Annotated in this window: 24 protein-coding genes and 1 other RNA gene; 9 read left to right on the top strand and 16 right to left on the bottom strand. The window is 65.5% G+C overall.

Translation table 11 applies throughout. The annotated features are described in order from the left end of the window. Positions 1 to 63 precede the first annotated feature (63 nt). The 11 genes from NMB96_RS10420 to mraZ all read right to left on the bottom strand — a co-directional run bounded on the left by NMB96_RS10420 (position 64) and on the right by mraZ (position 12927). Positions 64 to 1020: a D-alanine--D-alanine ligase gene (locus NMB96_RS10420; RefSeq protein WP_023902729.1), complete on the bottom strand. Its 957-nt coding sequence runs from the start codon at positions 1018 to 1020 to the stop codon at positions 64 to 66. Further along, a complete protein-coding gene (murC, locus tag NMB96_RS10415; RefSeq protein WP_023902728.1) occupies positions 1017 to 2450 on the bottom strand; it encodes a UDP-N-acetylmuramate--L-alanine ligase in 1434 nt (477 codons plus the stop codon). Before murC ends, NMB96_RS10420 begins: the two co-directional genes overlap by 4 nt. Next, the gene (murG, locus tag NMB96_RS10410; protein WP_023902727.1) at positions 2447 to 3727 is read right to left on the bottom strand and encodes an undecaprenyldiphospho-muramoylpentapeptide beta-N-acetylglucosaminyltransferase; all 1281 of its coding nucleotides are present in this window, start codon (positions 3725 to 3727) and stop codon (positions 2447 to 2449) included. The genes murC and murG overlap by 4 nt, the downstream gene beginning before the upstream one ends. Further along, a complete protein-coding gene (gene ftsW / locus NMB96_RS10405) occupies positions 3724 to 5100 on the bottom strand; it encodes a putative lipid II flippase FtsW (RefSeq protein WP_023902726.1) in 1377 nt (458 codons plus the stop codon). Before ftsW ends, murG begins: the two co-directional genes overlap by 4 nt. Then, on the bottom strand, positions 5100 to 6185 hold the full coding sequence (gene mraY / locus NMB96_RS10400) for a phospho-N-acetylmuramoyl-pentapeptide-transferase (RefSeq protein WP_006452808.1): 1086 nt from the start codon (positions 6183 to 6185) through the stop codon (positions 5100 to 5102). The genes ftsW and mraY overlap by 1 nt, the downstream gene beginning before the upstream one ends. Continuing rightward, positions 6175 to 7668 (bottom strand): UDP-N-acetylmuramoyl-tripeptide--D-alanyl-D-alanine ligase, encoded by a 1494-nt coding sequence (locus tag NMB96_RS10395; RefSeq protein WP_255086831.1) that lies wholly within the window; start codon positions 7666 to 7668, stop codon positions 6175 to 6177. Before NMB96_RS10395 ends, mraY begins: the two co-directional genes overlap by 11 nt. Next, positions 7665 to 9140: a UDP-N-acetylmuramoyl-L-alanyl-D-glutamate--2,6-diaminopimelate ligase gene (locus NMB96_RS10390; protein WP_255086954.1), complete on the bottom strand. Its 1476-nt coding sequence runs from the start codon at positions 9138 to 9140 to the stop codon at positions 7665 to 7667. The genes NMB96_RS10395 and NMB96_RS10390 overlap by 4 nt, the downstream gene beginning before the upstream one ends. Positions 9141 to 9148: 8 nt before the next feature. Beyond that, complete coding sequence (locus tag NMB96_RS10385) at positions 9149 to 11017, bottom strand: peptidoglycan D,D-transpeptidase FtsI family protein (protein WP_006452805.1); 1869 nt, start codon at positions 11015 to 11017, stop codon at positions 9149 to 9151. 136 nt (positions 11018 to 11153) lie between these two features. Then, positions 11154 to 11417 (bottom strand): cell division protein FtsL, encoded by a 264-nt coding sequence (gene ftsL / locus NMB96_RS10380; RefSeq protein ID WP_005991913.1) that lies wholly within the window; start codon positions 11415 to 11417, stop codon positions 11154 to 11156. Then, positions 11414 to 12457 (bottom strand): 16S rRNA (cytosine(1402)-N(4))-methyltransferase RsmH, encoded by a 1044-nt coding sequence (gene rsmH / locus NMB96_RS10375; protein ID WP_023902722.1) that lies wholly within the window; start codon positions 12455 to 12457, stop codon positions 11414 to 11416. Before rsmH ends, ftsL begins: the two co-directional genes overlap by 4 nt. A 14-nt stretch (positions 12458 to 12471) precedes the next feature. Further along, the gene (gene mraZ / locus NMB96_RS10370) at positions 12472 to 12927 is read right to left on the bottom strand and encodes a division/cell wall cluster transcriptional repressor MraZ (protein WP_095574949.1); all 456 of its coding nucleotides are present in this window, start codon (positions 12925 to 12927) and stop codon (positions 12472 to 12474) included. 314 nt (positions 12928 to 13241) lie between these two features. On the opposite strand from mraZ, the gene NMB96_RS10365 reads away from it, so the two are divergent. Genes NMB96_RS10365 through NMB96_RS10355 form a run of 3 tightly spaced genes read left to right on the top strand, consistent with a single transcriptional unit; the run spans position 13242 to position 14625 of the window. Beyond that, the gene (locus NMB96_RS10365; protein WP_023902721.1) at positions 13242 to 14009 is read left to right on the top strand and encodes an NRDE family protein; all 768 of its coding nucleotides are present in this window, start codon (positions 13242 to 13244) and stop codon (positions 14007 to 14009) included. A 50-nt stretch (positions 14010 to 14059) separates the two neighbouring features. Next, positions 14060 to 14311 (top strand): type II toxin-antitoxin system CcdA family antitoxin, encoded by a 252-nt coding sequence (locus NMB96_RS10360; protein ID WP_023902720.1) that lies wholly within the window; start codon positions 14060 to 14062, stop codon positions 14309 to 14311. After that, positions 14308 to 14625 carry a CcdB family protein gene (locus NMB96_RS10355; protein WP_023902719.1) on the top strand — a complete coding sequence of 106 codons (318 nt, stop codon included), beginning with the start codon at positions 14308 to 14310 and terminating at the stop codon, positions 14623 to 14625. Before NMB96_RS10360 ends, NMB96_RS10355 begins: the two co-directional genes overlap by 4 nt. A 377-nt stretch (positions 14626 to 15002) precedes the next feature. Here the strand turns inward: NMB96_RS10355 and rnpB are convergent. Next, positions 15003 to 15352: RNase P RNA component class A (rnpB, locus tag NMB96_RS10350), an RNA gene on the bottom strand. Between the two features lie 136 nt (positions 15353 to 15488). After that, a complete protein-coding gene (rsmI, locus tag NMB96_RS10345; RefSeq protein ID WP_043888956.1) occupies positions 15489 to 16310 on the bottom strand; it encodes a 16S rRNA (cytidine(1402)-2'-O)-methyltransferase in 822 nt (273 codons plus the stop codon). 82 nt (positions 16311 to 16392) lie between these two features. On the opposite strand from rsmI, the gene NMB96_RS10340 reads away from it, so the two are divergent. From NMB96_RS10340 to NMB96_RS10315, 6 genes are all read left to right on the top strand, one after another. Further along, a complete protein-coding gene (locus NMB96_RS10340) occupies positions 16393 to 18123 on the top strand; it encodes a penicillin-binding protein activator (protein WP_023902717.1) in 1731 nt (576 codons plus the stop codon). A 4-nt stretch (positions 18124 to 18127) separates the two neighbouring features. After that, complete coding sequence (locus tag NMB96_RS10335; protein WP_006451851.1) at positions 18128 to 18496, top strand: YraN family protein; 369 nt, start codon at positions 18128 to 18130, stop codon at positions 18494 to 18496. Positions 18497 to 18512: 16 nt separating this feature from the next. Beyond that, on the top strand, positions 18513 to 19052 hold the full coding sequence (locus tag NMB96_RS10330; RefSeq protein ID WP_023902716.1) for a metal-dependent hydrolase: 540 nt from the start codon (positions 18513 to 18515) through the stop codon (positions 19050 to 19052). Continuing rightward, positions 19049 to 20446: an FAD-binding oxidoreductase gene (locus NMB96_RS10325; RefSeq protein ID WP_043888955.1), complete on the top strand. Its 1398-nt coding sequence runs from the start codon at positions 19049 to 19051 to the stop codon at positions 20444 to 20446. Before NMB96_RS10330 ends, NMB96_RS10325 begins: the two co-directional genes overlap by 4 nt. 103 nt (positions 20447 to 20549) lie before the next feature. Next, positions 20550 to 21113, top strand: coding sequence for a lysozyme inhibitor LprI family protein (locus tag NMB96_RS10320; RefSeq protein WP_023902713.1), 564 nt, complete (start codon positions 20550 to 20552; stop codon positions 21111 to 21113). Between the two features lie 9 nt (positions 21114 to 21122). Beyond that, complete coding sequence (locus NMB96_RS10315; RefSeq protein ID WP_255086830.1) at positions 21123 to 22607, top strand: XVIPCD domain-containing protein; 1485 nt, start codon at positions 21123 to 21125, stop codon at positions 22605 to 22607. Positions 22608 to 22732: 125 nt separating this feature from the next. Here the strand turns inward: NMB96_RS10315 and NMB96_RS10310 are convergent, their stop codons facing one another. From NMB96_RS10310 to kdpC, 3 genes are all read right to left on the bottom strand, one after another. Further along, complete coding sequence (locus NMB96_RS10310; protein WP_023902711.1) at positions 22733 to 23449, bottom strand: response regulator; 717 nt, start codon at positions 23447 to 23449, stop codon at positions 22733 to 22735. Further along, on the bottom strand, positions 23439 to 26099 hold the full coding sequence (locus NMB96_RS10305; RefSeq protein ID WP_023902710.1) for a sensor histidine kinase: 2661 nt from the start codon (positions 26097 to 26099) through the stop codon (positions 23439 to 23441). Before NMB96_RS10305 ends, NMB96_RS10310 begins: the two co-directional genes overlap by 11 nt. A 61-nt stretch (positions 26100 to 26160) precedes the next feature. Then, the gene (gene kdpC / locus NMB96_RS10300; protein WP_023902709.1) at positions 26161 to 26814 is read right to left on the bottom strand and encodes a potassium-transporting ATPase subunit KdpC; all 654 of its coding nucleotides are present in this window, start codon (positions 26812 to 26814) and stop codon (positions 26161 to 26163) included.

Raw genomic sequence — 26814 nt, 5'->3', positions numbered from 1 at the left:
CAGCAACGGCGCACGCGGCGTCGCTGTTGGCCAATCCCGAATGCCGAATCCCCAATCCCGCCGTCATAGCGTCTGCTCCAGCACGCGCCAGACCAGTTCTTCGAAATCGATGCCGAGCTGGCGCGCGGCCTTGGGTACCAGCGAGTGGCTGGTCATGCCCGGAGCGGTGTTCACTTCAAGCAGATACAGCTGGCCGCTGGCGCGGTCGCGCATCACGTCCACACGGCCCCAGCCACGTGCGCCGGCAGCGCGGAAGGCGTCGAGTGCGAGCTGGCGGATCTGCGTTTCGGCATCGCCTTCCAGGCCCGGGCACAGGTACTGGGTGTCGTCGGCCACGTACTTGGCGTTGTAGTCGTACCACTGGCCCTTGGGCACGATGCGGATCGACGGCAGCGCAACTTCGCCGAGCACGGCCACGGTGAGTTCGTCGCCTTCGATCAGCTGCTCCATCAGCAGCGCGCCGTCGTAACGCGCCGCCAGCACCACGGCTTCCTCGAGCTGGGCCTGGTCGAACACGCGGCTGATGCCGACGCTGGAGCCTTCGTTGGCCGGCTTGACGATGACCGGCAGGCCGAGCTGTTGTGCCGCGGCATGAATTTGATCGGCGCTGGCACCGGCGGCCAGACGCGCATAGCGCGGTGTGGACAGGCCCAGCGACAGCCACACCTGCTTGGTGCGGATCTTGTCCATGCTCAGCGCCGAGCCGAGCACGTTGGAGCCGGTGTACGGCACCTTGAACGCTTCCATCAGGCCTTGCACGATGCCGTCTTCGCCGCCGCCGTTATGGCCGTGCAGCACGTTGAAGACGCGGTCGAACCGTTTTTCGACCAGTGCCTGCGCCAATGCCGGAATGCCGTCGACCGGCTGCGCATCGACACCGCGCGCGCGCAGTGCATCGAGCACGTTGCTGCCGGAGTTCAACGACACTTCGCGCTCGGACGAGGTACCGCCGAGCAGCACGGCAACGCGACCGAACGCAGCCGGATCGGTGCCGCGCACGTTGGCGACCGTCGCGCTCATGCAGCCGCTCCGGTGAAGCCGTTATTGATGATGTGCTGGGCCACGTAACCGATATCGCCGGCACCCATCATCAGCAACAGGTCGCCATCCTGCAGCACGTCCGGCAACACTTCGGCCAGGCCCGAAATCTGGCCGACCACCACCGGCTCGCTGCGGCCGCGCGCACGGATGGCACGCGCCAACGCACGCGAATCGGCGCCGGGAATCGGCGCTTCGCCGGCCGGGTAGACCTCGCTCAACACCAGCGCATCGACGGTACTCAACACCGCGGCAAAGGCATCGAACTGATCGCGGGTACGGCTGTAACGATGCGGCTGGAATGCAACCACCAGACGCTTGTCCGGCCAGCCACCGCGGGCTGCGGCGAACACTGCTTCCAGCTCGCGCGGATGGTGGCCGTAATCGTCGACCACGCGCACGCGTGCACCGGTGCTGGTGGTGACTTCGCCCAGATCGTTGAAGCGACGGCCGATGCCGGCGAAGTTTTCCAGCGCGCGCGCAATGGTTTCCGGCGCCACGCCCAATTGCCAACCGATCGCCGCTGCTGCCAGTGCATTGAGCACGTTGTGACGGCCCGGCAGTGCGAGCGTCACCGGAGTGGTGGTGCCTTCGGGCAGGCGCAGCGTGAAGCGCATGCGCGGGCCGTCCTGCACCACATCTTCGGCGCGCACGTCGGCGTTTTCGCTCATGCCGTAGCTCATCACGTGGCGCGGCGTCTTGCTGGCCAGCGCGGCCACTTCCGGGTCGTCGATGCACAGCAGGGCCAGGCCGTAAAACGGCAGGCGCTGCAGGAATTCTGCGAATGCCGCCTGGATACGCGAGAAATCGTTGCCGTAGTTTTCCAGGTGATCCGAATCGATATTGGTGATCACCGCCATCAACGGATTCAGACGCAGGAAGCTGCCATCGCTCTCGTCGGCTTCGGCCACCAGCCACTGGCCGCCACCGAGCTTGGCGTTGGCACCGGCGGCTAGCAACTGCCCGCCGATGACGAAGGTCGGATCCAGCCCGCCTTCGCTCAGCACGGCCGCCGCCAGACTGGTGGTGGTGGTCTTGCCGTGCGTGCCTGCCACCGCGATACCGCGACGGAAGCGCATCAGCTCGGCCAGCATCGCCGCACGCGGCATGATCGGAATGCGCTGGCTGCGCGCTTCCATCAGCTCGGGGTTGTCTTCGCGGATCGCGCTGGACACCACCACGCAATCGGTGCCGAGCACATTGGCCGCCGAATGCCCGCGCATCACCCGCGCACCCAGCTTGGCCAGCCGACGCGTGGCCGCGTTATCAGAGTTGTCGGAGCCGGAGACTTCATAGCCCAGCGTCAGCATCACTTCGGCAATGCCGCTCATGCCGGTGCCGCCGATACCGACGAAATGCACGCGCGGAAACGCACGCACCAGATCGCCGCTGTCCTGCAGACGGCGGATCACGCGGCACCTCCTGCGGAGTTGCGAATCGGGACTCGGGAATCGGGAATCGTATGAAGCGGAGCGCCAGCGGCGACGGATACTTGGTCGGTGCGCTTGTCTGCGTGCATCAATTTGTGTTCCTGCAAGTGTTCTGAGCTCTGCCCATTCCCCATTCCCGATTCACCACTCCCGGCCTCTTGAAGAATGATGTCGGCGATGCGTTCGGCGGCGTCGGGTTTGGCCAGGGTGCGGGCGGCTTGCGCCATCGACAGGCGGCGCGCGGGGTCGGCGAGCAAGGTCTGCAAGACCTGCTGCAGACGCACTGCCAGGGTGTCGTCCTGCTTGAGCAGCACGGCGGCGTCGGCGCCGACCAGGTATTCGGCATTGCGGGTCTGGTGATCGTCGACGGCGGCGGCGAAGGGCACCAGCACGCTGCCGATACCGGCGGCGCACAGTTCGGCCAACGTGGAGGCACCGGCGCGGCACACGACCAGGTCGGCCCAGGCGTAAGCGGCCGCCATGTCGGCGATGAAGGGTTCGACGCTGGCGTTGACGCCGGCCTGTGCATACGACGCTTCGGCTTCACCGCGCAGCTTCTCGCCGCACTGATGACGCACCTCGACATCCGGGTGACCGAGTGCCGCCAGTGCCGCCGGCACGGCTTGATTCAATGCGCGTGCACCCTGGCTGCCGCCGAGGACCAGCATGCGTACCGGGCCACCACGACCGACCAGGCGCAGAGCCGGCACGGGGAGCGCTGCGATTTCCGCGCGCACCGGATTGCCCACCGCTTCTTCGCCAGCGAAGCTGCCCGGGAAACCGGTCAACACGCGACGCGCGAAACGCGACAACACCTTGTTGGTCATGCCGGGTGCGCGATTTTGTTCGTGCACCAGCAACGGCACGCCGAGCAGACGAGCAGCCAGGCCGCCCGGGCCGGCCGCAAATCCGCCGAAGCTGATCACCGCACGCGGCTGGCGCTTGCGCAGTACGAAGCCGGCGGCGCGCACCGCGCGCATCACCCGCACCGGCGCGCCGAGAAGTTTCACCAAGCCCTTTCCGCGCAGCCCAGTGATGGCCAGCGTGTCGAGTGGGATGTCGTGCTGCGGCACCAGACGGGTTTCCATCGCGCCATCAGCGCCAAGCCAGGTCACCGGCACGCCACGCGCGCGCAGCACCTTGGCCACGGCCAGGCCCGGGAAGATATGCCCACCGGTTCCGCCAGCAAGGATCATGACCGGACGAACCACAGCTGACTGCGCGGACGCCGGCGTGGGATTCGCATGGCTACTACTCATGCAATCCTCCCGAACGTCGGTTCCACACGCGGCTGCATGCGGCTGGTGCCGCGCAGGATGGCCGATGCCGGCGCCACCGATGCTGCAGCGACCGGTGCGGGTGCGGGTGCAGCGGCAGCCACGGTGTCGCGCTGCGGTTTGCGTGCTGGCGCATACGCCGGCGGCACCGAGTCGACCACCGGCTCGGCCGGCTCCGCCGACGGCGCGCCTGCACCCTGCGGCGACAACTTGCTGCGCAGGCGCTCGGCGCGATCCATTTCATAGGACACGCGCAGCAGCAAGCCCATCGCCACGCAGGTCATCAGCACCGACGAACCGCCGGAGGAAATCAGCGGCAAGGTCAGGCCCTTGGTCGGCAGGATGCCCAGATTCACGCCCACCGAGACGAAGCTCTGCAGGCTGATCCACAGACCGATGCCGAAGGCGATGTAGCCGGAGAAGTGGCGCTTCATTTCCACGCAGCGCATGCCCAGCCAGAACGCGCGGCCAACCAGTAGCGCGTACAGCGAGATCACCCCGCACACGCCGACAAACCCGAGCTCTTCGGCAATCACCGAAAAGATGAAATCGGTATGCGCTTCGGGCAGATAGTTGAGCTTTTGCACCGAGGCGCCTAGGCCCACGCCGGTCCACTGGCCACGGCCGACCGCCATCAAGGCATTCGACAACTGGTAGCCGGAGCCGAGCTGATCGGCCCACGGATCCAGGAACGAGGTGATGCGACGCAGGCGGTACGGTTCCAGGATCGCGATGAAGGCGAACACCGGCAGGCCGAACACGATCGGCATCGACATGCGCGGCAGGTTCACCCCGCCCAGCACCAGCATGCCGGCTGTGATCGCCAGCAACAGCGTGGACGAGCCGAAGTCCGGCTGCATCAACAGCAGGCCGACCAGTGCGATCGCCACGCCCAGCGGCTTGAGCATCGCCGGCCAGGTCGCATTGACCTCGTCGCGAAAGCGCACCAGGTAGCTGGACAGCCACACGATGTAGAGCACCTTGACCGCTTCCACGGTCTGGAATTTCGACACGCCCAGATTGATCCAGCGCTTGGCGCCGTTGACGCTGCTGCCCAGGCCGGGCACGAACACCACCATCAGCAAACCGAAGCAGGCCAGCAGCAGCACCTGGTTGTACTGCTCGATGGTCTTGAGCTCGGTCCGCATCGCCCAGAACGCCAGGCCAATGCCGATGCCCAGAAACAGCAGATGGCGGGTCAGGTAATAGAACGGGTTGTCGGACAGTTCGATCGAGCTGGACGCCACCATCACCACGCCCAGCGAGGCGAGCGTGGCCGCGGCGCCGAGCAGCCACGGGTCGTAGCGCCCGCCGATGGCTTCGAGTCGAGTGGCTTGACGCGCGTTGTCGTTCATCAGCGCACCTTCAACGTGGCAAGGCCGATCAGCACCAGCACCACCGAGATGATCCAGAAGCGCACGATCACGCGCGGCTCCGGCCAGCCCTTGAGTTCGAAATGATGATGGATCGGCGCCATGCGGAACACGCGCTTGCCGGTGAGCTTGAAGCTGGCGACCTGGATGATCACCGACAGCGTTTCGATCACGAACACGCCGCCCATGATCACCAACACCAGTTCCTGACGCACGATCACCGCGATGGTGCCGAGCACCGCGCCCAGCGACAGCGCGCCGATATCGCCCATGAACACCATGGCCGGATAGGTGTTGAACCACAGAAACCCTAACCCTGCCCCCGCGATCGCCGAGCAGATGATGATCAGCTCGCCGGCCCCGGGAATCAGCGGGATTTTCAGGTATTCGGCAAACACCACGTTGCCCGAGGCATACGCGAACACACCCAGCGCACAGGCCACCAGCACGGTCGGCATGATCGCCAGACCATCCAGGCCGTCGGTCAGATTGACCGCGTTGGAGAAGCCGACGATCCAGAAGTAGGCAATGACCACAAAGCTCACGCCGGCCAACGGCAGCGCCACCGCCTTGAACATCGGAATGTAGAAGGTGATCGCGGCCGGCACATCGGCGGTGTAGTACAGGAACAGGCCGGCAGCCAGGCCGAAGATCGACTGCAGCAGATACTTCCAGCGCGACTTCAGGCCGTTGGGGTCGCGGCGCACGATCTTGATCCAGTCGTCGTACCAGCCGATCGCGCCAAAACAGATCATCACTGCCAGCACCAACCACACATAACGGTTGCGCAGGTCGCCCCACAACAGCACCGACAAGGTCACCGTCAGCAGGATCAGCGAGCCGCCCATGGTGGGCGTACCGGCCTTGGAAAAATGCGTCTGCGGGCCATCCTGACGGATCGGCTGGCCACCCTTGAACTGGCCCAGCTTGCGGATCACCGCCGGGCCCATCCACAACGACAGGAACAACGCGGTCAGCGCCGCCAGGATGCCGCGGAAGGTCAGATAGTTGAACAGCCCGAACAGGCTCTCCAGTTGCTGTAGCCAACGGGCCAACTCAAGCAGCATGGGAGGTGTCCTCCACCGCTGCGAGCAACGCGGCGACGATGCGGTCCATCGCACTGCCACGCGAGCCTTTCACCAACAACGTGGGCGGGACCTGCGCCGTGGTGGCGGCAGTCTGCGCCGCCGCACCGGTGTGTTCGTGCATCGAAGAAGATTCCTGCGTTTGAGTCGGCGAAACGGCGACCTGCGCCAGATCCGCCTGCAACGCCGCGACCAGCGCGGCATGAGTGGCGAACACGCGGCCGCCATCGCCGAAGGCCTGCGCGGCGGCGGCACTGAGCTCGCCCAACGCGTAAAGACGCTGCAGCTTGGCCGCACGTGCGCGACGCCCAGCAGCGGCATGCAGCGCCTTGCCTTCCGGGCCGAGTTCGCGCATGTCGCCGAGGACCAGCCAACCCGCGCCCGGCGCGGCAGCCAGCGTGTCGATGGCCGCATCCAGCGAACCGGGATTGGCGTTGTAGCTGTCGTCGATCAGCACAGCGCCGCTGGGCAGCGTGTGTGCGATCTGACGACCGGCCACCGGACGCGCCTGCGCCAAACCGGCGGCGATGATCGGCAATGCGATACCCGCGCCCAACGCCAGCCCGGCCGCAGCCAGCGCGTTGAGCACGTTGTGGCGGCCCGGCAGCGGCAGCGCGATCTGCGCCTCGCCTTGCGGCGTCACCAGCGTGAACTGCGCACCACCTTCCTGCAGCCGTAGCCCACGTGCAGTGAGGTCGGCGCTGGCCTGCAAGCCATAACGCAACACGCGACGGCCCTGCACCGGCTGCGCATGCAGTTGCTGCTCGAACCAGGCCCCGAAGGCATCGTCGGCATTGATCACCGCCACGCCATTGGCCGGCAGTGCAGCGTAGATGGCGCCCTTGGTGCGCGCGACGCCGAGCAGGCTGCCCAGACGTTCCAGATGGGCGGGTGCGATATTGTTGACCAAAGCTACGTGCGGCTGCGCGATGTCGGTGAGATAGGCGATATCGCCCGGCTTGCCGGCGCCCATTTCGTAGATCGCAACATCCGCATCGTCCGGCGCGGCGATCACCGCCAGCGGCAGGCCGATTTCATTATTGCGGTTGCCCGGATTGGCGTAGACGGTGGTGCCCTCGACGCGCCCAGCCTCTTCCAGGATCGACAGCAGCAAGGCCTTGACGCTGGTCTTGCCGTTGGAGCCGGTCAACGCGATCACGCGCGTGGCGCGGTCGCGCTGCATGCCGGCAGCGATACGCGCCAGCGCGAGTTCGGTGTTTTCCACCAGCACCTGCGGCACGCTCAGCGCAGGCAGCAGGCGATCCACCAGCAACCCACTGGCACCATGCGCCACTGCGTCTGCGGCAAAGTCGTGTCCATCGAAACGCTCGCCGCGCAGCGCCACATACAGGCTGCCGTTGGCGAGCGTGCGGGTGTCGTTGCCGACCGCATCGATCATGGCGTCGTCGCCGTGCAGCTCGCCGCCGGCCCAGTGGGCGATCAACGACAACGGAGTGAGCTTCATGCGCGCACTCCCAGCACGGTGCGCGGCAGCAAGGCCTGCGCCGCCACGATGGCGTCGTCGAAGGCATGCTGCACACCGGCAATTTCCTGATATGGCTCGTGGCCCTTGCCAGCGATCAGCACGATGTCGGAGGCACCGGCCATGCTGATGGCCTGATGGATCGCCGCGGCGCGGTCGCGCTGCACGATCGCCGCATCCGGGCGCGCAAAGCCGCGCAGGATGTCGGCCACGATCGCATCGCCATCTTCGCCACGCGGGTTGTCGTCGGTGACGATCGCCACATCTGCATTGACCTCGGCGATCGCCGCCATCTGCGGACGCTTGCCGGTATCGCGCTCGCCACCGCAGCCGAACACGCAGATCAGCCGGTCCTGCGCATGCGAGCGCAGGCTGGCCAATGCCTGTTCCAGCGCGTCGGGCGTGTGTGCATAGTCCACCACCACCAACGGGGCGCCATGCGCGCCGCCGAGACGATTCATGCGGCCGTGGATCGGCTGCAGCTGACCAAGCACTTCGGCGATCTGTGCCGGCGCGATGTCCAACGCATACAACGCACCGGCGACCGCGAGCAGGTTATCGACGTTGAAGCGGCCCAGCAGCGGCGAGTGCACCGGATGCACTTCGCCATGGATGTTGAGCGCGAAATTGATGCCGTTGTGGTCCAGCTGCAGCGCCTGCGCACGCACCACGGCCTGGGCTTGCGCGCGCGAACTCACGCCGATCGCGCGCAGCGCCGGGTCGAGCGCGGCGAACAGCGTGCGGCCGAAGTCATCGTCCAGATTCACCACAGCTGCTTTCAATCCAGCGCGCGTGAACAGCTTGGCCTTGGCCGTGCCGTACTGCGCCATGTCGCCGTGGTAATCGAGATGGTCGCGGGTGAGATTGGTGAATACCGCCACGTCGAAGTGCACTGCGTCGACGCGGCCCTGGTCGAGCGCGTGCGAGCTGACTTCCATCGCCACGGCCTGCGCGCCTTCATCGCGCAACTGCGCCAGCAACGCGTGCGTGGGCAATACCAGCGGCGTGGTGAAACCGGTCGGCACGGCATTGCCATACAGGCCAACACCCAAGGTGCCGAGCGTGCCGGTGGGCATGCCGAGCAGCGTCAGCGCCTGCGCCAGCAACTGCACGGTGGAGGTCTTGCCGTTGGTGCCGGTGACGCCGACCATGCGCAGCGCCTGCGAGGGCTGGCCATGAAACTGATCGGCCATCGCGCCCAGACGCGCGCGCAAACCAGGCACGGCGATCGCATCGGCCGGTGCCGGCAACTCGGCAGGCGCTGGCGGCTCGAACAACACCGCCGCCGCGCCATTGGCACGCGCCTGTTCGACGAAGCCCAGACCATGCGCGCCGAAGCCGGCGATCGCCACGAAGGCATCGCCCGCACGCACCGCACGGCTGTCCATCACCAGACCCGAGACCTGCACGTCGTGCGCGATCGGCACGTCCGGCAACAGCTGCGACAGCGGCATGGAGCGGCTCACTGGCGGCTCTCCTGCAGCGGTGCGGGCTGGGCCGGCGCGGGTAGCGCGGCAGGTGCAAGTGCGGTGGGAATACCGGCAGAGACTTCATCCACCGGATCCGGCATCAATGCCGGGTCCAGCTCGGGCGGCTGCGGCTTGGCGATCGGCTGCCCGGTCTTGCCAGCCGCCTGCGCGGCCAGCCACGACTGGATGTCGTCCGGCGGCACGTCCATCAGACGCAGCGCGCCTTCCATCACCTTGTGGAACACCGGTGCCGACACCAGGCCGCCGTAATACACCTTGCCCTGCGGATCGTTGATCACGATGACGGTGGCAAAGCGCGGGCGCGTGGCCGGCACCAGGCCGGCGAACAGCGCGTTGTAATGCCCGCGCTCGTACCCGTTGGCGCCGTTCTTGCGCGCGGTACCGGTCTTGCCGGCCACGTGATAGCCCAGAATGGCCGCGCCCTTGGCGCCGCCCTGGGTGACCACGGTTTCCATCATGTCGATGACCTGACGCGCCACTTCCGGCGTGACCACCTGGCGGGTTTCGTTGTGCTGGCCGCGTACGAAGGTCGGCGGGGTCAGCTTGCCGCCGTTGCCCAGCGTGGCGTACGCCTGCGCGATCTGCAGCGGCGTCACCGACAGGCCATAGCCGTACGACATCGTGGTCTTGGACGGGCCGCTCCAGCGCGCCGGTTGCAGCACCACGCCCGAGGATTCGCCGGGAAAACCGCTATGCGGCGCGCTGCCGTAACCGAAATTGCGGATCGACTGATAGAACGTCTGATCCGGCACCTTGGCCGCAATCTTGGCCGCACCGATGTTGGAGCTGCGCGTGATCACGCCGGTGACGTTGAGCACGCCGTTGTTGCGCGGCACATCGCGGATGGTGAAGCGCCCCACGGCCATGTAGCCAGGGTTGGTGTCGATGATGGTGTCCTTGGTCACCACGCCGGCAGTCAATGCGGTGGCCACGGTGAGCGGCTTCATCGTCGAACCCGGCTCGACCAGATCGGTGACCGCGCGGTTGCGGCGCGCCGACGGATTGATGCCAGTGACCGAATTGGGGTTGTAGGTGGGCAGGTTGACCATCGCCAGCACTTCGCCGGTGGCCACGTCCATCACCACCATCGAGCCGCCGGCAGCATTGTTTTCGACCAACGCGTTGCGCAGTTCCTTGTAGGCCAGGAACTGGATGCGGCGGTCGATGCTCAGCGTCAGGTCCTTGCCCGGCTGCGCAGGACGCACCAGATCCACGCTCTCCACGATCGCGCCGCGCGCATCGCGCACCACTTTCTTGGAGCCCGGCTTGCCGCGCAGCCATTCGTCGAAAGCCAACTCCAGGCCTTCCTGGCCGCGGTCGTCGATATTGGTGAAGCCCAGCACATGGGCCATCGCTTCGCCTTGCGGATAGAAGCGACGGAACTCGCGCTGCGAGAACACACCGGGAATCTTCAGCTCAACAATGGCATGCGCCTTGTCCGGATTGATCCGGCGCTGCAGGTACATGAATTCCTTGCCGGCCTTCTGCGCCAGCTTGGCGTTCAACTCGTCCAGCGGCTGGCCGAGTGCCTTGGCCAACTCGGGAATGCGGTCCGGATTACGCAGCAGTTCCTGCGGATTGACCCAGATCGATTCCACCGGCGTGGACACCGCCAGCGGCTCGCCGTTGCGGTCGGTGATCATGCCGCGCGAGGTGGCGATCGGCAGCTCGCGCAGGTAACGCGCTTCGCCCTGGCGCTGATAGAAATCGCGGTTGACCAGCTGCACGAACGCCGCGCGGCCGATCAGCGTCACCGAGCACAGGCCCAGCGCGATGCCGACCAGCGTCAGACGGCCACGCAGGTTGAAGTTGCTGCGCGCGCGGTTGCGGCCGGCTTTCATGGCGCACCTCCGTGTGCGCCACCCTGCGGGCGGCTGCGCCGTGCAAAACGGCTGTCCTGCCGTTTTGTCATGGACACACCCTGTGCGCCACCCCGCGGGCGGCTGCGCCGTGCAAAACGGCTGTCCTGCCGTTTTGTCATGGGCGCACCACCACGATGTCGTTGGTCTCCGGGAACTTCATCCCGATACGCGCACGCGCGACCTGATCGACGCGATTGCTTTCCGCCCAGGTGGCCTGCTCCAGCTGCAGCCGGCCGAATTCGATATTCAATTCGTCACGCGTGTGTTCGAGCTTGGACAACTGCACGAACAACTTGCGATGCATGTGGCGCATGTACACCACACCGATCGCCGAGGCGATGCTGCAGGCGAGCAGCACGATGAGCAGCAGGCGGCTCATTGGGCGTCTCCTTGAGACGCCGGGATTGGGGATGCGGGATTCGAGATTCGCTTAAAGCGCTCTTCTAATCCCGAATCCCCAATCCCCAATCCCAACTTCTCAGCCACCCGCAACACCGCACTACGCGCGCGCGGGTTGACGCTCAACTCGTCGAAGTCGGCTTTGACTGCGCCGGTGACCAGCTGCAGCGTCGGCACGAACGGCTGCGCTTCGGGCAGGCGGCGATTGCTCGGCGGGGCCTTGGCGTAGCGGGCCATAAATTGTTTGACGATGCGGTCTTCCAGCGAGTGGAAGCTGATCACCGCCAGGCGGCCGCCGGGCTTGAGCGCGCCTAGGGCGGCATCCAGGCCGGCTTCCAGATCGTCCAGCTCGCGGTTGATGTAGATGCGGATCGCCTGAAAGCTGCGTGTGGCCGGATGGGTCTTGCTGTCGCCACGCGGCATCACCGAGGCAATCAGGTCGGCCAGCTGCGCGGTGCGCAGCAGCGGCTGTTCGGCGCGGCGCGCCACGATGGCACGTGCGATGCGGCGGCTCTGGCGTTCTTCGCCATAGGTCCACAGCACATCGGCGATGTCGCGGTCGCTGGCCTGCGCCAGCCACTCGGCCGCGCTCTGCCCGGCGTCCGGGTCCATGCGCATGTCCAGCGGGCCGTCCTTGCCGAAACTGAAACCGCGCCCGGCCACATCCAGCTGCGGCGAGGACACGCCCAGATCCAGCAGGATGCCGTCGACGGTTGCCGCAGCGACCACCTGGCCCAGACCGGCAAAGCTGCCGCGATGGATGGACACGCGCGCATCGCCACCGAACGCTTGTTCGGCCACGGCAATCGCTTCGGGGTCCTTGTCCATCACCAGCAGTCGACCTCCCGGGCCAAGGTGTTGCAGCACGCCACGGGCGTGTCCGCCACGCCCGAACGTGCCATCGAGATAGGTTCCGTTTTCGATCACCTGCAGGCCATCCAGAACCTGCGTGTACAGCACCGGCACATGGGCTGCCGGCGGCTGCGACACCGGGTGACCGGGCTGCGCTTCACCGCGCATCCGGGCACCCCGGCTCACAACCTGAGATCGAGCAATTCATCGCCCAGATCCCCGTCAGACAATGTCTGCTGGATCAGTGCGCGATGTGCCTGCTCGCTCCAGAGTTCGAATTTGTCGCCCATGCCCAGCAGCACGGCCTTTTTCTCGATGCCGACCGCATTGCGGTGGCTGGCCGGGATGCTCAGACGGCCGTTGGCGTCCAGCTCCAGCATTGCGGAAGAACCCACCAGTTTCTGCTGCAGCGTGCGGACCACGCGCTGGGTATTGGGCTTGGACATCACATCGTCACGCACCCGCTCCCACTCCTTTTCCGCATACAGCCACAGACATCCGGCTTCGAACGGGTTGTAGGTGAGTACCAGGCGGTTGCCGCTCGCACGCGTGACGAGGTCGCGGTACGCGGTTGGCACCGCCATACGCCCCTTGTCGTCCACCGTGATGGCAGTCTCGCCCTGAAACACCGAATGCAACCTCGAATACCCGCTGGGGGATCATTGAACCACGAAAAACCACAAAACACCTGGTTTTCCCTCCGTTGCCCACCTTAGCAGTGCGCCGAAGGTTGTCAACAACTTTGGAGACCGCAAATCGCCAGTCGCATCAATGAGTTGCAGCACTCTTTAGAGACTTGTTCAAAGGTTATCCACAAGTTGCTGTTTCGTCTCAGATTTTGAGATTGAACAAAAGTTCAGGGGTGTGAAGGCCATGTAAACTCGACCGTGGTCTCACTTCACATTGAGCCGACTACACGTCATGACTGCGCAAACCGGCGACAATCGGCGCCATGTGCCTGGTTGCTCTCGCCTGGAAAGCCCACCCCCGCTGGCGTTTGCTGCTGGCGGGCAACCGCGATGAATTCCACGAGCGCCCCACCGCGCCGCTGGCACGTTGGGCAGCGCCGGCCGACGGCGTGCTGGCGGGCCGCGACCTGCGCTCGGGCGGCAGTTGGGTAGGGCTGGGCAACCACGGTCGCGTCGCGGTGGTGACCAACGTGCGCGACCCGCTCGCCACCGCGTCCGGGCGCTCGCGGGGTCATCTGATTGCCGATTACCTGGCCGGCAGCCTGGATGCCGCCGCCTACGCCAGCGATCTGGCAGCGGCCGCGCACGAGTTCCCGCCCTTCAACTTATTGCTGTGCGATGCCGAGCGTTGCGAGCACCTCAGCAACCACCCGCCACTGGCCCGCACGCTGGCGCCCGGCATCCATGGCATGTCCAACGGCCCGCTGGATGCGCAGTGGCCCAAGACCGCCGCACTGACTAATGCATTACACAACTGGTGCGCCACCGACAGCGACGACCTGCAACCCTTGTGGACCTCCCTGGGCAACCCTGCAATCGCACCCGACGCCGCGCTTCCCCACACCGGGGTGGACTTGGCCACCGAACGCCTGCTCTCGGCCGCCTTCATCACCGGCACCAGCTACGGCACGCGCGCCAGCACCATCGTGGCGGTGGACCAGCAAGGCCGTGGCTTCATCCACGAACGCCGCTTTGGACCAAACGGGATCTTCCAAGGCGAAACACGACTGGACGTCGCCGGCATGCATTGACAATGCGCATTCATGCGCATAGCGTGCGCATAATCCACTGGAGGCCGCTCATGAGCCGTTATTACGACAGGTCCGCGCAAAAAAAGCCGCTGAACCTGACCATCAACTCGGACCTGGCCGCGCAGGCACGGGCGATGACTGGCAACCTGTCGGCAAAGGTCGAGGAACTGCTGGCCGAGTACGTGACAAAAGAACGCGACAGCCACAGCGCCCGAGCAATGGAGCTGCAGCGCGCCGCAAGCGAATGGAAGACCTTCACTGACGCGCACGGCTCCTTCGCCGAGGAGTTCTCCACGCTATGACCGACCAGTTCGATGTCTACGCGAACGTCGGCCAGAACAAGAACATCCCGTACGTGGTCGTCGTCCAGTCAAAGATCTTCGACGCCTCACCTCGCCGCGTCGTCGTGCCCCTGGTCCGAAAGTCCACCCACTCCCCGACCCCCTCCCGCTTCACCCCGGAACTCGCGGTGGCCGGCCACAGCGTCATCCTGCAACCCCTGGAAATGACCTCGGTGCCGCTGGCAGTGCTCAGCAAACCTGCCGGCTCCCTGAAAGACCAGGGCCAAACCATCATCGACGCCCTGGACGAGCTATTCACCCGCTCATTCGGCTAGCGCCGAACACGACCGCAGGTGAAACACCAACGCAACGTTGCCCGCGAGGGCGAAGCCCAAGCCACGTAAAAATGACCGCAGCACCCAGATCGCATTGATCGCAGCCGAAGCAAGCGCCCAGCAAAGCACCCGAGTGCAAGCCCCCTTGAGTCAAGGGGGCGCGGCGACAGCCGCGGGGTTCTGGCATGCCCGGAGCGGGGCCCGCGCTTTGTACTGCCGAAGGCGGTACAAAGCGTGGGTGTCTTCTTGGGGCGAACGCCCAAAGAAGACAGCGAAACAGCCGTGGGGTTCTGGCATGCCCGGAGCGGGACCCGCGTTTTGTACCGCCAACGGCGGTACAAAGCGTGGGCACCTTTTTGGGCCTACGCCCAAAAAGGCGGCGGAGCCGGCCGATAAGCCGGGTTCTGTCGTGGACAGTCATTCGTCTAGGCGCTACGTCACCGCAGCGCTCAAGCAACCTACCCGGATCCAGCGCGGGCCACGCCAATGGATCCCTATTTGGTCTTGCTCCAGGTGGGGTTTGCCGTGCCGGTCCGTTACCGGACTCGCGGTGCGCTCTTACCGCACCATTTCACCCTTACCGGCTCCTCGAAAGGAACGTAGGCGGTATCTTTCTGTTGCACTTTCCGTCGGCTTGCGCCGCCCAGGCGTTACCTGGCACCTTGCCCTATGGAGCCCGGACTTTCCTCGGCACTCTTGCGAGTGACGCGACTGTCTGGCCGACTCCGCCGGGGCGCACTATACGCTATGCAGAACGGCGCAGCGATGCCAGCCCCGCCATTGCCGGTAGGAGCGCACCTGGGCGCGAGAAGCCTTATCGAAAAATCACAGTCGCACGCAAACGTGCTCCTGGGATGGCAAACCTACCCGCCATACAACGCCTTGCGCGGCGCACCGGTCAGCTCGGCGGCCAGCTTGGCGGCGGTGGACGGGGACAGGTGCTCGGCAAGCTTGGCGTAGACGCGGCGGCCTTCGGCGAGTTGGCCTTCGGCGGCGTCGGCGGCGCCCTGCACCATCACCACGAACTCGCCCTTGCGCTGGTTGTCGTCGGCTTCGACCTTGGCCTGTAGCTCGGCCAGGGTGCCGTCGAGCACGGTTTCGAACAGCTTGGTCAGCTCGCGGGCGATCACCGCCGGGCGGTCGTCGCCGAAGGCCCCGCGCAGGTCGGCCAGCGAGTCGACGATGCGGTGCGAGGATTCGTAGAACACCAGGGTGCGGGTCTCCCCGGCCAGGTGCGCCAGGCGTTCGCGGCGGGCAGCGCTTTTGGCGGGCAGAAATCCTTCGAAACTGAAACGGTCGCTGGGCAGGCCGGCCACGCTGAGCGCAGCGATGGCGGCGCAGGCGCCAGGCACCGGGCTGACCCGAATCCCGGCCGCGCGCGCGGCGCGCACCAGCTTGAAGCCGGGGTCGCTGACCAGCGGGGTGCCGGCGTCGCTGACGATGGCCAGCGACTCGCCCTCGCGCAGGCGCGCGACGATGCGCTCGGACATGGCTTCTTCGTTGTGGTCGTGCAGGGCCAGCAGCGGGCGGTCGATGCCGAAATGGCCGAGCAACTGGCGGGTGTGGCGGGTGTCTTCGGCGCAGATCGCGGCCACGCCACGCAGCACCTCCTGCGCACGCGGCGACAGGTCGGCCAGGTTGCCGATCGGCGTGGCGACCACATGCAGGGTTCCGGGGGACGTCATCAGCGGTATTTCCGGGGGCAAAGGGTAGAATCGTAGCGTTTTTAACGGTCCGCCCCGGCGGGCCCCGTCCAATGGATCTGAAATGAACAAGCGTGTTGCAAGGATCTCCGCCCTGTCGCTGCTGGTCATGCTGGCCGCCGGTTGCGCCACCAGCAGCGTCACCCAGACCGCCTCGCCCACGCAGAACGCGGCGCTGGCGTTGCTGGACCAGGGCAAGCCGCGCGAGGCGGCGCAGCAGTTGGAAGCCGAGGCGGCCGGCGCCAGCGGTGCGCAGCGCAGCCGCTTGCTGGCCGCCTCGGCGTTCGGCTGGCACGACGCCGGCGATGACGCACGTGCGCGCACGTTGCTGGCGCAGGTGACCCCACGCCATCTCACTGGCGAAGACCGCGCCCGCTTCGCGTTGTTGACCGGCGAGCTGGCTGTGATCGACAAGCAGGCCGCGCAAGCGCTGCAGGCGCTGGGCGACAGCCCGCAAGGCCTGCCGCAGCCGTTGCAGACCCGCTGGCTGCTGGCACGCGCCGCCGCATTGGAAGGCACCGGCGACCTGTTCGGCGCCGCCGCCGACCGTGCACGCGCCGATGCCAGCCTGACCGGCACTCCGCGCAGCGAAAACCAGCGCGCAATCGTGCGCCTGCTCGCCGCGCTCGACGACGCCACGCTCAAAGGCCGCACCGCCGCACTACCGGCCGGCGACCCGCTGTACAACTTCGCCGGCCGCGCCATGATCAGCCGCGGCTTGGCGCTGCCGCGTGCGTTCGAGCGCGATGCGCAGTGGGGCTTCGATACCAGCAAGCGCCCGCCGGCCGAGCGCGATGGCTACCGTCCGCCGATCAAGCTGGGCGTGCTGCTGCCGCTCAGCGGCAATTTGGCGACCGCCTCGGCGCCGGTGCGCGACGGCCTGCTGGCCGGTTACTACGCCGAAACCCGCCGCCGCCCGGAACTGCGCTTCTTCGATACCGCCGGCACCGCCGCCGGCGCCAATGCCGCCTACGACAAGGCCGTGAGCGCCGGTGTGGACTACGTAGTCGGCCCGTTGGGTCGCGACGAAGTCAGCGCGGTGTTCGCACGCGGCCAACTGGCGGTGCCGGTGCTGGCACTCAACCGCCCCACCGACAACAAGGCACCGCCCAGCGGCAGCGCCGGGTTCTCGCTGGCGCCGGAAGACGACGGCATCATGGCGGCCGAGTACCTGCTTTCGCGCGAGCGCCGCAACGTGCTGATCGTCGGCACCAGCGACGACAACGGCAAGCGCACCATCAAGGCCTTCCGCGACCGCTTCACCGAACGTGGCGGCAGCGTGGCCGGCAGCATCAGCGTGGCCGAAGTACCGGGCGATATCGGCGCGCAGCTGCGCAATTACGGCACTGCCGATGCGGTATTCCTGGCAGTGCGTGGCAATACGGCGCGGGCGCTGGCGCCGCAATTGGCCTTGAGCGGATTCGCCAGCAAATCGCGTGTGGGCACCTCGCAGTTGGTGGCCGGCACCGGCAAGGTCGAAGACGACCTGGCGCTGGACGGCATCATCTACCCGAGCGAAACCTGGACCGCCCTGGGCGTGTCCGGCCTGCCGGCCTCCACCCAGGTCGCCAGCACGCTGCCCAGCGCACGCGGGCCGGGCGCACGCCTGTTCGCATTCGGCTACGACGCCTGGAAGATCAGCGCGTATCTGGAAAAGCTGGCCACCGGCGCCGACGGCGGCCTGCGCGGCGCCACCGGCACCTTGCATCTGGATGGCTTCGGCAACGTGTTGCGTACACCGGCGTGGTCCACCTTCAACGGTGGCCGCCCGGTGCCGATCGCCGACGGCCGCTGACGCCATGCCGGCAGCACGTCAGCAACGTGGTGCGGCGGTGGAAGCATTGGCACGCGCGCTGCTGGAGCAGGCCGGCCTGCGGCTGGTCGTGGCCAATGCCAACTACCGCGGCGGCGAACTCGATCTGGTGATGCGCGACGGGCAAGCGCTGGTGTTTGTGGAAGTACGTTATCGGCGCGACAACCGCTTCGGCGGCGGCGCGGCATCGGTGGACCGGCGCAAGCGCCGCAAACTGGTGCTGGCCGCGCAAGTGTTTCTTGCCTATCACCCGGCACTGGCAAGCTTGCCGTGCCGCTTCGATGTGGTCGAAGCCAGCGGCGAGCCGCCGGTGCTGAACTGGATCCGTGACGCCTTCCGCGCCGACGACTGCTGACAACGACCCACGCGCGATGCCCACCATCCTCACCCACGCTGCGGTGCCGCTGGCGCTCTGGTGCGCCAGCGAACGCGGCCACCTCTCGTCACGTTTGCTCGGTGCCGGCATCGTGGCGGCGATGTTGCCGGATGCCGATGTGCTGGCGTTTGCGCTGCACATCCCGTATGCAGATGTGTTCGGCCATCGCGGTGCCAGCCACTCGTGGGTGTTCGCCACGGTGATTGCATTACTCGGTGGCATTGCGCATCGCGTGTTGCGTGCGGATGCGCTGCAGGCCGCAGCGTTCTTGTTTGCCTGCACCGCATCGCATCCTGTGCTGGATGCGATGACATCCGGCGGCCTCGGCGTTGCATTGACCTGGCCGTGGAGTGATGCGCGCTGGTTCGCGCCGTGGCGGCCGATTCGCGTGTCGCCATTCGCCAACGGTTTCTTCAATGCGCGCGGCCTCAGCGTCCTGCTCTCCGAGCTGCGCTGGGTCTGGCTGCCGCTCACCGTCGCAGTGCTGGGATGGAAATGCATCCAGCGCGCGACACCACAGGATCACCCGTCATGACCGATGTGCTTCCCACCGTGCTGGCCGAACTGCTGGCCGCACGACTTGGACCCGATGGCTGGTTGACCGGCGACGATGCGCGGCGGCGTTATGGCGAAGACGATTCGCGCCGCTGGGCATTGCCCGCCGCCGTCGCCTTGCCGCGCGATACCGATGAGGTGGTCGCCATCGTGCAGGCCTGCCGCGCGCATGGCGTGCCGATCGTGGCGCGTGGCGCGGGCACCGGCACCACCGGGGCCGCGGTGCCGTTTTCCGGCGGCGTGGTGGTGTCGATGGCGCGCATGAACCGCATCCTTGCGCTGCGTCCGGCGGATCGCTGCGCCATCGTGCAACCGGGCCTGCTCAATGGCGACTTGCAACAGGCATTGCAGCCGCACGGCTTGTTCTGGCCACCGGATCCGTCCAGTGCGGACATCTGCAGTGTCGGCGGTAATCTCGCCACCAATGCAGGCGGCCCGCGCGCAGTGAAATACGGCGCCACCCGCGACAACGTGCTCGGTTTGGTGGCAGTGACCGGCACCGGCGAGGTGATCCGTTGCGGCGGTGCGTATACCAAGAATTCTACCGGCTACGACCTCACGCATTTGCTGGTCGGCAGCGAAGGCACCTTGGCCATCATCGTCGAAGCGACGTTGAAGCTGACGCCGCGCGCAATCACACAAGCCGGTTTGCGCGCGCTGTATCGCGATGCGGCCACCGCTGCAGCCGCGGTGTCGCGCATCATGGCGCAACCGACCACGCCGACGATGCTGGAATTCATGGATGCCAGCGCAATCGCACTGCTGCGCCGCAACGGCAGCGATGTGCCCGAGGCAGGCGCGATGTTGTTGATCGAAGCCGATGGCGATCACGACACCTTGCCTTATGCATTGCAGGCGTTGCACGACGCCGCCAACGGCGAGGGTGTGTTGAGCCTGGACGTGGCCGCCGATGGCAGCGCGCGCGACAAGTTGTGGGCCGCGCGACGCGCGCTGTCGCCGGCATTGCGCACGATCAAGCCGGGCAAGATCAACGAAGACGTGGTGGTGCCGGTGTCGCGCATTCCCGAACTGGTGGCCGGTGTGGAAGCACTCGCTGCGGAATTCGCATTGCCCATCGTCGCCTTCGGCCACGCAGGCAACGGCAACCTGCACGTCAACATCATGTACGACCCGGCCGATGCCGACGAAGACGCACGCGCACACGCCGCATTGCCGCGCCTGTTCGCATTGGTGCTGGCGCTGGAAGGCACGCTCTCCGGCGAGCACGGCATCGGCGTGGCCAAGCGCGATTTCATGACACAGGCTTTCAGTGCACCGACACTGGCGGCGATGCGCGCGATCAAGGCCGCGCTGGATCCGGATGGGATTTTGAATCCGGGGAAAGTGCTGCCTTCTCTAGAAAGTTCTTCGTAGCTGTCTATAGCCCTGGCCGTGCTGACGTCGGGCGATCGTCGCTTGATTCAAAGCGGTTTCTCTGGCTAGCTTGGCTGCCAAGCGATTGCACTAGAGAATACCTATGATCGCCACCAGAAAAAAAAACGATAGAGCCGCTTTCACACTGGGAACGGCCGCGCGATGGATAGCAACATCTGCATTGCTGTCGTTGGCAGGCTGTTCGTCGCCGGAGGCTGGCGCTGTCGCTTCAGGCCAGCCAAGCACTTCATCAACAAGAGCCAGTTCGGACTGCTCCCGCATTGCTGCAACCAAAGATCGACAAGCATGCCTGTTGGCCTTGCCGGAAGCTGACTGCAAGCTATTGGGCGCAACGTGCATCTCGTTACGTGAAACTCGTTCGATCAACGAAAAATTGACAAGAATCGAAAGGGAAATCCTCGACAAGGCGCGCGTGCGCTACGCCAGCTATGCCACTGACGATCCCGCTTATCTGGATGATCTGCAAAAGAATTTCAATGCTGCGTCTAAAGCCTGGCGCACTTATCGAGATGCCTATTGCCAGGCCGAGCCATTGGTGCAGGGCATGTCTCGCAATGAACAAGATGCCCTGACTGCAGACTGCAGCATAAACGCCACTCGGCTACGTATCGAGCAACTGGAACAGTTGATAAAAGCCATTCCTTAGGGGACGAAGATGACACAAGGATACCGCTACGACGCGTTAAGTCGTCAAAGCTTCGAAGTGCTTGCATACAACGCTGTGGGCCGTGCCAGCGAAGTGAATCTTGGCGCCGCGTACGCCTTGCAACACAGCACCGGAAATTCAGGCTGGTCTGTAGGCATTATGCAGTGGGACTTCGGTCAGCCTGGGCGGGGAGCTGCCGCCGAGGAGATGCTTCGCCACTATGCAGAGTGGGCCCCGCCTCAACAGCAGTTCAACCACGTAGAGCAAACGAACCTTCTGCAGCGCCTGCAGACCCCTGGACAAGTAGGTAATGACCTTTCGACCGCAGAGCAGGATCGACTCAATGAGTTCCTCAGGTCAGACGACGGCCGGACATTTGTTCAAGGCCTGAACGATCAGCAGGTGGACCGAAAATGGGAAGCTGTTGGCCAGCCCCTTTCGCAGATAATTTGGCTGCAGGATCTCAATAGGGATCATCCCGAGAGCGCTGCCGCAATTGTTGCCGTGACCAGCAAACTTTACAACCAAAACCAAGCCCGTGGAGCATTGCTTGTCGAAAGCCTCCAGCAATCGGATGGCATGACTGCGGATGCGGTGCGCGAATGGATCGGGAATCAAGGCATTAATGGGTTAAATCCCGCTGCCAGGGCAGCGATCGTGTCCGGGCGCGATGCGACGCTTCGGGGGGTTGGCCTCGTCAACGCATTGGAACTCGGACAAGGACAAGGTAGCGAGGAATGGCAATCTAAGGTCAGGGAAGCCGACAACCCGGCCTTGGCCCAAGGGTTCAACAATGAGCCTAGCTTGCAGTTGTTTGACGCGATGTTACGAGATCCGGTGAATGGCTCCCGCATCCTCGACCGGATGGATGAAAGAACGTCTGGTCCCATCCTGACAATTACAGGTAGAAATGAACTGGCTAGAGAAGAAATTTCTCAGGTGCGAGTTGACCGCGAAGGTAGCTTGTCTGTCACCAATCCTTCAGGGGAGATCCATACTTGGGAGGGCAGAGCGTGGTCTTCTGCACTTGAACCTACCGACCCTCATTATCACCAGGGCGCACACCCCTTTGGACCGCCTGCACCATTTGCCATTGACTCACCAGCTCTCCCACAAATATTTGGACAGTGCGTGGAACATGTTCATGCGCTAGACCGCTCGATGGGGCGGTTACCAGATGATCGGAGCGATCGAGCAGCCGCATGTCTGGCTACTGAAGCAATGGCAAATGGTCTCACGCGTGTGGACCACGTAATACTTAGTACGGCCACCCCATCTAGGCAGGCGGGTCAATATCTTTTTGCGGTACAGGGAGAGCCAAGCAACCCTGCGAGTATGCGAGCTCATGTGCCAACAGAGGTTGCGATCAATACACCAGTCGAAGTATCCATCCAGCATGGTCTGGATATTCATCGGGAGCAGTTAAGCAAGCAGCAGAGCATGCAACGTGAACAGGCACAAGAACAGGAGCGCCCAGGGCCAGTTATAGGATAGATGTCCGCATAATTTTTCAGGCAACCCTAGCTGCCACGTCATTCCAATCGCATTTCAAAAATCGAAGTTTATGCGCGATTTCGATGCCGCTTCTTAAATTTGGCGGGCGCCACATTGCAGCACGCTCAACGCGTCACACCGATAAAGCGCAAACCCACACCCGGCTCGGTCACGATGTACTGAGGATCGGCGGCATCGTCGTGCAGTTTCTGGCGCAGCTTGCCGACCAGGATGCGCAGGTAATGGGTGTCTTCTTCGTGGGTGGGGCCCCACACTTCGCGTAGCAGTTGCGGCTGGGTGACCACGCGGCCGGCGTGCTTGAGCAATAGCGCGAGCAAGGCGTATTCCTTGCGACTCAACGGTACCGCTTCGCCCGCCAGCGTGACCTCGCGCAGGCCTAGATGGATATGCAGGCGGCCGTCGTCGAACACGCTTTCTTCCACCGTGCTGCCGGCGCCGGCCTGGCGTAGCAGCGCGCGGATGCGTGCCATCAATTCCTGCACGCCGAACGGCTTGGTGACGTAGTCGTTGGCGCCGGCATCGAGCGCGGCCACCTTTTCGGTTTCGCCGGCGCGCACGGTGAGCATGATCACCGGTACGTTGGACCACTGGCGGATCTCGCGCAGCACTTCGTGGCCGTCGCGATCGGGCAGGCCGATGTCCAGCACCACCAATTCGGCGCCTTGCCCGGCCAGCAGGGCCAGGCCTTCTTCGGCGGTGCCGGCCTGCAGCACGCGATAGCCCTGTGCGCGCAGGCTGATGTCGAGAAAACGGCGGATCTGCGGCTCGTCGTCGACGATCAGCACGCGGGCGGGCGGGATGGCAGTGGGGTCAGTCGGCATCGGGGCGAGGTGGCGCGGCAGGAACGAGCAACGGCAGCGTAATGCGGATCGTGGTGCCGTGACCATCTGCGCCGGCCAGCGCCTCCACGCTGCCGCCATGCGCGCCGATCATGCCCTGGCAGATGGCAAGGCCCAGGCCGGTGCCATTGCGACCGCGGTCGCCACGCTCGACGCTGTAGAACATGTCGAAAATGCGTGCGCGCTCGTCTTCGGGAATGCCCGGTCCCTGGTCGCCGATATCGATCTGCAAGGCGCCGGCCTGCAGCCGCGCCTGCACAGTCACCGCGATGCCCGGTGGCGAAAATTTCGCCGCATTCTCCAGCACGTTGAAGATGGCCTGTTCCACCAGTGCCGGGTGCACCCAGATCGCCGGCAGGTCGGCGGCCAGATCCAGTTGCAGGCGCACCGCCGGCTGGTAGCGCTGCAGCCGGCGTGTGGCCGAGCCGAGCAGCTCGTCCACGCCGATCCAGTCGCGATTCAAGGTCAGCCCGGTGTGGCCGAGCCGGGTCATGTCGAGCAGGTTCTGGATGTAGCGATCCAGCCGCTCGCCTTCGAGCTGGATGGTGTCGAGCAGGCTGTGGCGGTCCTGCGCGTCCATCGCATCGCCGTAGTTGGCAAGGCTGCTGGCCGAGCCGATCATCGAGGCCAGCGGCGAGCGCAGATCGTGCGAGACAGACGACAGCAACGCCGAGCGCAGGCGCTCGGTTTCGCCACTGACGCGCGCGCCTTCCAGATCGGCGACCAGGCGCGTGCGCAACGCCGCCTGGCCGATGTCTTCCACCATCGCTTCGGCCAACCGGCGTTGCTCCAGGCCGGGCCGCTGTACGCTCTGGCGGAAGCGCAGCGCCGCCACACCCAGGCTGCCGCGCTCGTGCCGCACCGGCAGGCACCACCACTGCGCGCCGGCAAGCGTATCGGTGAAGCGGCCGGCCGGTTGACCGTGGCGCTGGGTCCACTCTGCCGCGCTGCGATCGAGCGTGCCGAAACTGGCGGGGGCGTCGCTTTCGCGTTGCTCCAGACGCAGCCAGGTTTCTGCGTCGAGCGCTGTCGCCAACGCGCGGCGTCCGGCTTCCAATACCTGCCCCAGATCGGCCGCGGTGCTGAGTTCGCGCGCCAGCGTCTGCAGTGCATTGGCATGCGTGTTGGCGGCGCGCAGTGCCAGCACCTGGCTACGCAGGCGCGAGGCCAGGCGCCCGGCCACCAGTGCGGCGATCAGGAACAGACACACCGTCACCACGCCCTGGCGCGCGCTGATATGCAGGGTGAAGCGCGGTTCGATGAAGAAGAAGTTGTAGGCGACAAAACTCAGCAACGCGGCAATCACCGCAGCGGCCATGCGCGTGCGCGAGGCCACCAGCACCACCGCCACGATGAACACCATCGACAGGTCGTCGATATCGGTCCAGCGCTGGATCACCCAGGCCACCGCAACGGCTGCAGCAGCCGCGATTGCCGCAAACGCCAGGTCGTAACGCTGCAGCCACTGGCGCGGATTGCGCCAACGCTGGCGTGCGCGTGCACGCGCATCGGCGGAGCTGACGATGACCAGTTCGTAATGCGCGCCACGCTGCAGCAATTGCTGGGTCAGCGTGCGGTTGAACATGCGCGCCAGCGGGCGCTCGCGGGTGCGCCCGAGCACAAGGGTGGACACGCCGTTTTGCGCGGCGAAATCCAGTAGCGCCTCGGCGACGTTGGCGCCGTGCAGCAACGCGGTGTCGCCACCTAACCGACGCGTCAGTGCGAACGCGCGGTCGATTTCCAGCTGCCACGCGGCATCGGCCACGGTGCGCGTCTGCACGGTGACCACCGTCCACGGCGCATCGCGGCGTTCCGACAATCGTCGCGCCACCCGCACCAGATAATCCGAGCTGCCACGCCCGTCGATGGCCACCACCACGCGGCGACGCAACGCAGCGGTGCCCGGCAATCCGCGCGCGGCCTGGGTGTCGCGCAGATCGCTGTCGACACGGTCGGCGGCAGTCTGCATTGCCAACTCGCGCAAGGCAGTTAGGTTGGATGGCGAAAAAAACGCCTGCAAGGCCTGTGTCGCCTGCTCGGGCAGATACACCTTGCCTTGCTGCAGCCGTTCGATCAGTTCGCGCGGCGGCAGATCCACCAGCACGATGTCGCGCAGGCGGTCGAACACCGCATCGGGCACCGTTTCGGACACGCGCACGCCGGTGATGCGCAGCACGATGTCGTTGAGGCTTTCCAGGTGCTGGATATTGACCGTGGTGTAGACGTCGATGCCTGCATCGAGCAGCTCGACGATGTCCTGCCAGCGCCGCTCGTGCCGGCTGCCCGGCACGTTGCGATGGGCCAGCTCGTCGATCAGGGCCAGCTTGGGCTTGCGCGCCAGCAGCGCGTCTAGATCGAATTCTTCCAGCACACGGCCCTGGTAACTGACGCGCGCGCGCGGTAGCAGCGGCAGGCCCTCCAGCAGCGCAGCGGTTTCGCTGCGGCCGTGGGTTTCGATCACACCGGCCACCACGTCCATGCCCTGCCGCAAGCGCTCGCGTGCGCGCGACAGCATGGCGTAGGTCTTGCCCACGCCGGGCGCCGCGCCCAGAAACACCGTCAGGCGCCCACCATGTTCGCGCTGCAGTTCGCCGATCAAGGCGTCGGCTTGTTGGGTACGGGCGTCGGGCATTGGGGCCGGGAGTGAGGCGTCGGGAGTGGGGATTTGTGGAGCCTACCGCGAGCGGATGGCTCTAGCGCTGTTGCCTTGCCCCATTCTCGATTCCCGACTTCCGATTCCCAGCCGCATCAAGCGCCAGATTCAGCGACAGAACATTCACTCGCGGCTGCCCAAGCAGACCGAACTGCGGGTGTTCGGTAGCGGCTTGCACCAGGGCGGCGACGCGTTGCTCCGGCCAGCCGCGTGCGTTGGCGACACGGCGCAGTTGCACCTGCACGGCGGCCGGGCTCAGGTGCGGGTCCAGGCCGCTGCCGGATTGGGTGAGCAACTCGCTGGGAACTGCCCCGGGCGCGATACCGTCACGTGCAGCAACTTCTGCACGCGTTGCCGCGATGCGTGCTTGCAGGTCGGGATTGGAACGCGCCTGGTTGCTGCCGGCGGCCGCAGTCGGGTCGTACTTGGCAGCCGAGAGGCGTGGCTGGAAATAACGCGCATCGGCGAACGGCTGGGCCACCAGCGCCGAGCCGACGACGCGCGCGTCCACACGCAACAACGAGCCGTGCGCCTGCGCAGGAAACAACGCGCCAGTGATGCCGGTGGCGATCAGCGAATAGCTCAAGCCCAGGCCGAGCAGGATGAACAACGCGAGCATCACCGAACCGCGTAGAGCGCCGTCGTCGCGCAACGGGAGCGACGTGGATAGGTTGGTATTTGAAGAAATCGTCAT

The sequence above is a fragment of the Xanthomonas hortorum genome (genome assembly GCF_024339125.1).
In the GTDB taxonomy this organism is placed as follows: domain Bacteria; phylum Pseudomonadota; class Gammaproteobacteria; order Xanthomonadales; family Xanthomonadaceae; genus Xanthomonas; species Xanthomonas hortorum.
The sequence above is the reverse complement of the archived record's forward strand: the minus strand, read 5'-3'. Positions and strand labels throughout refer to the sequence as shown.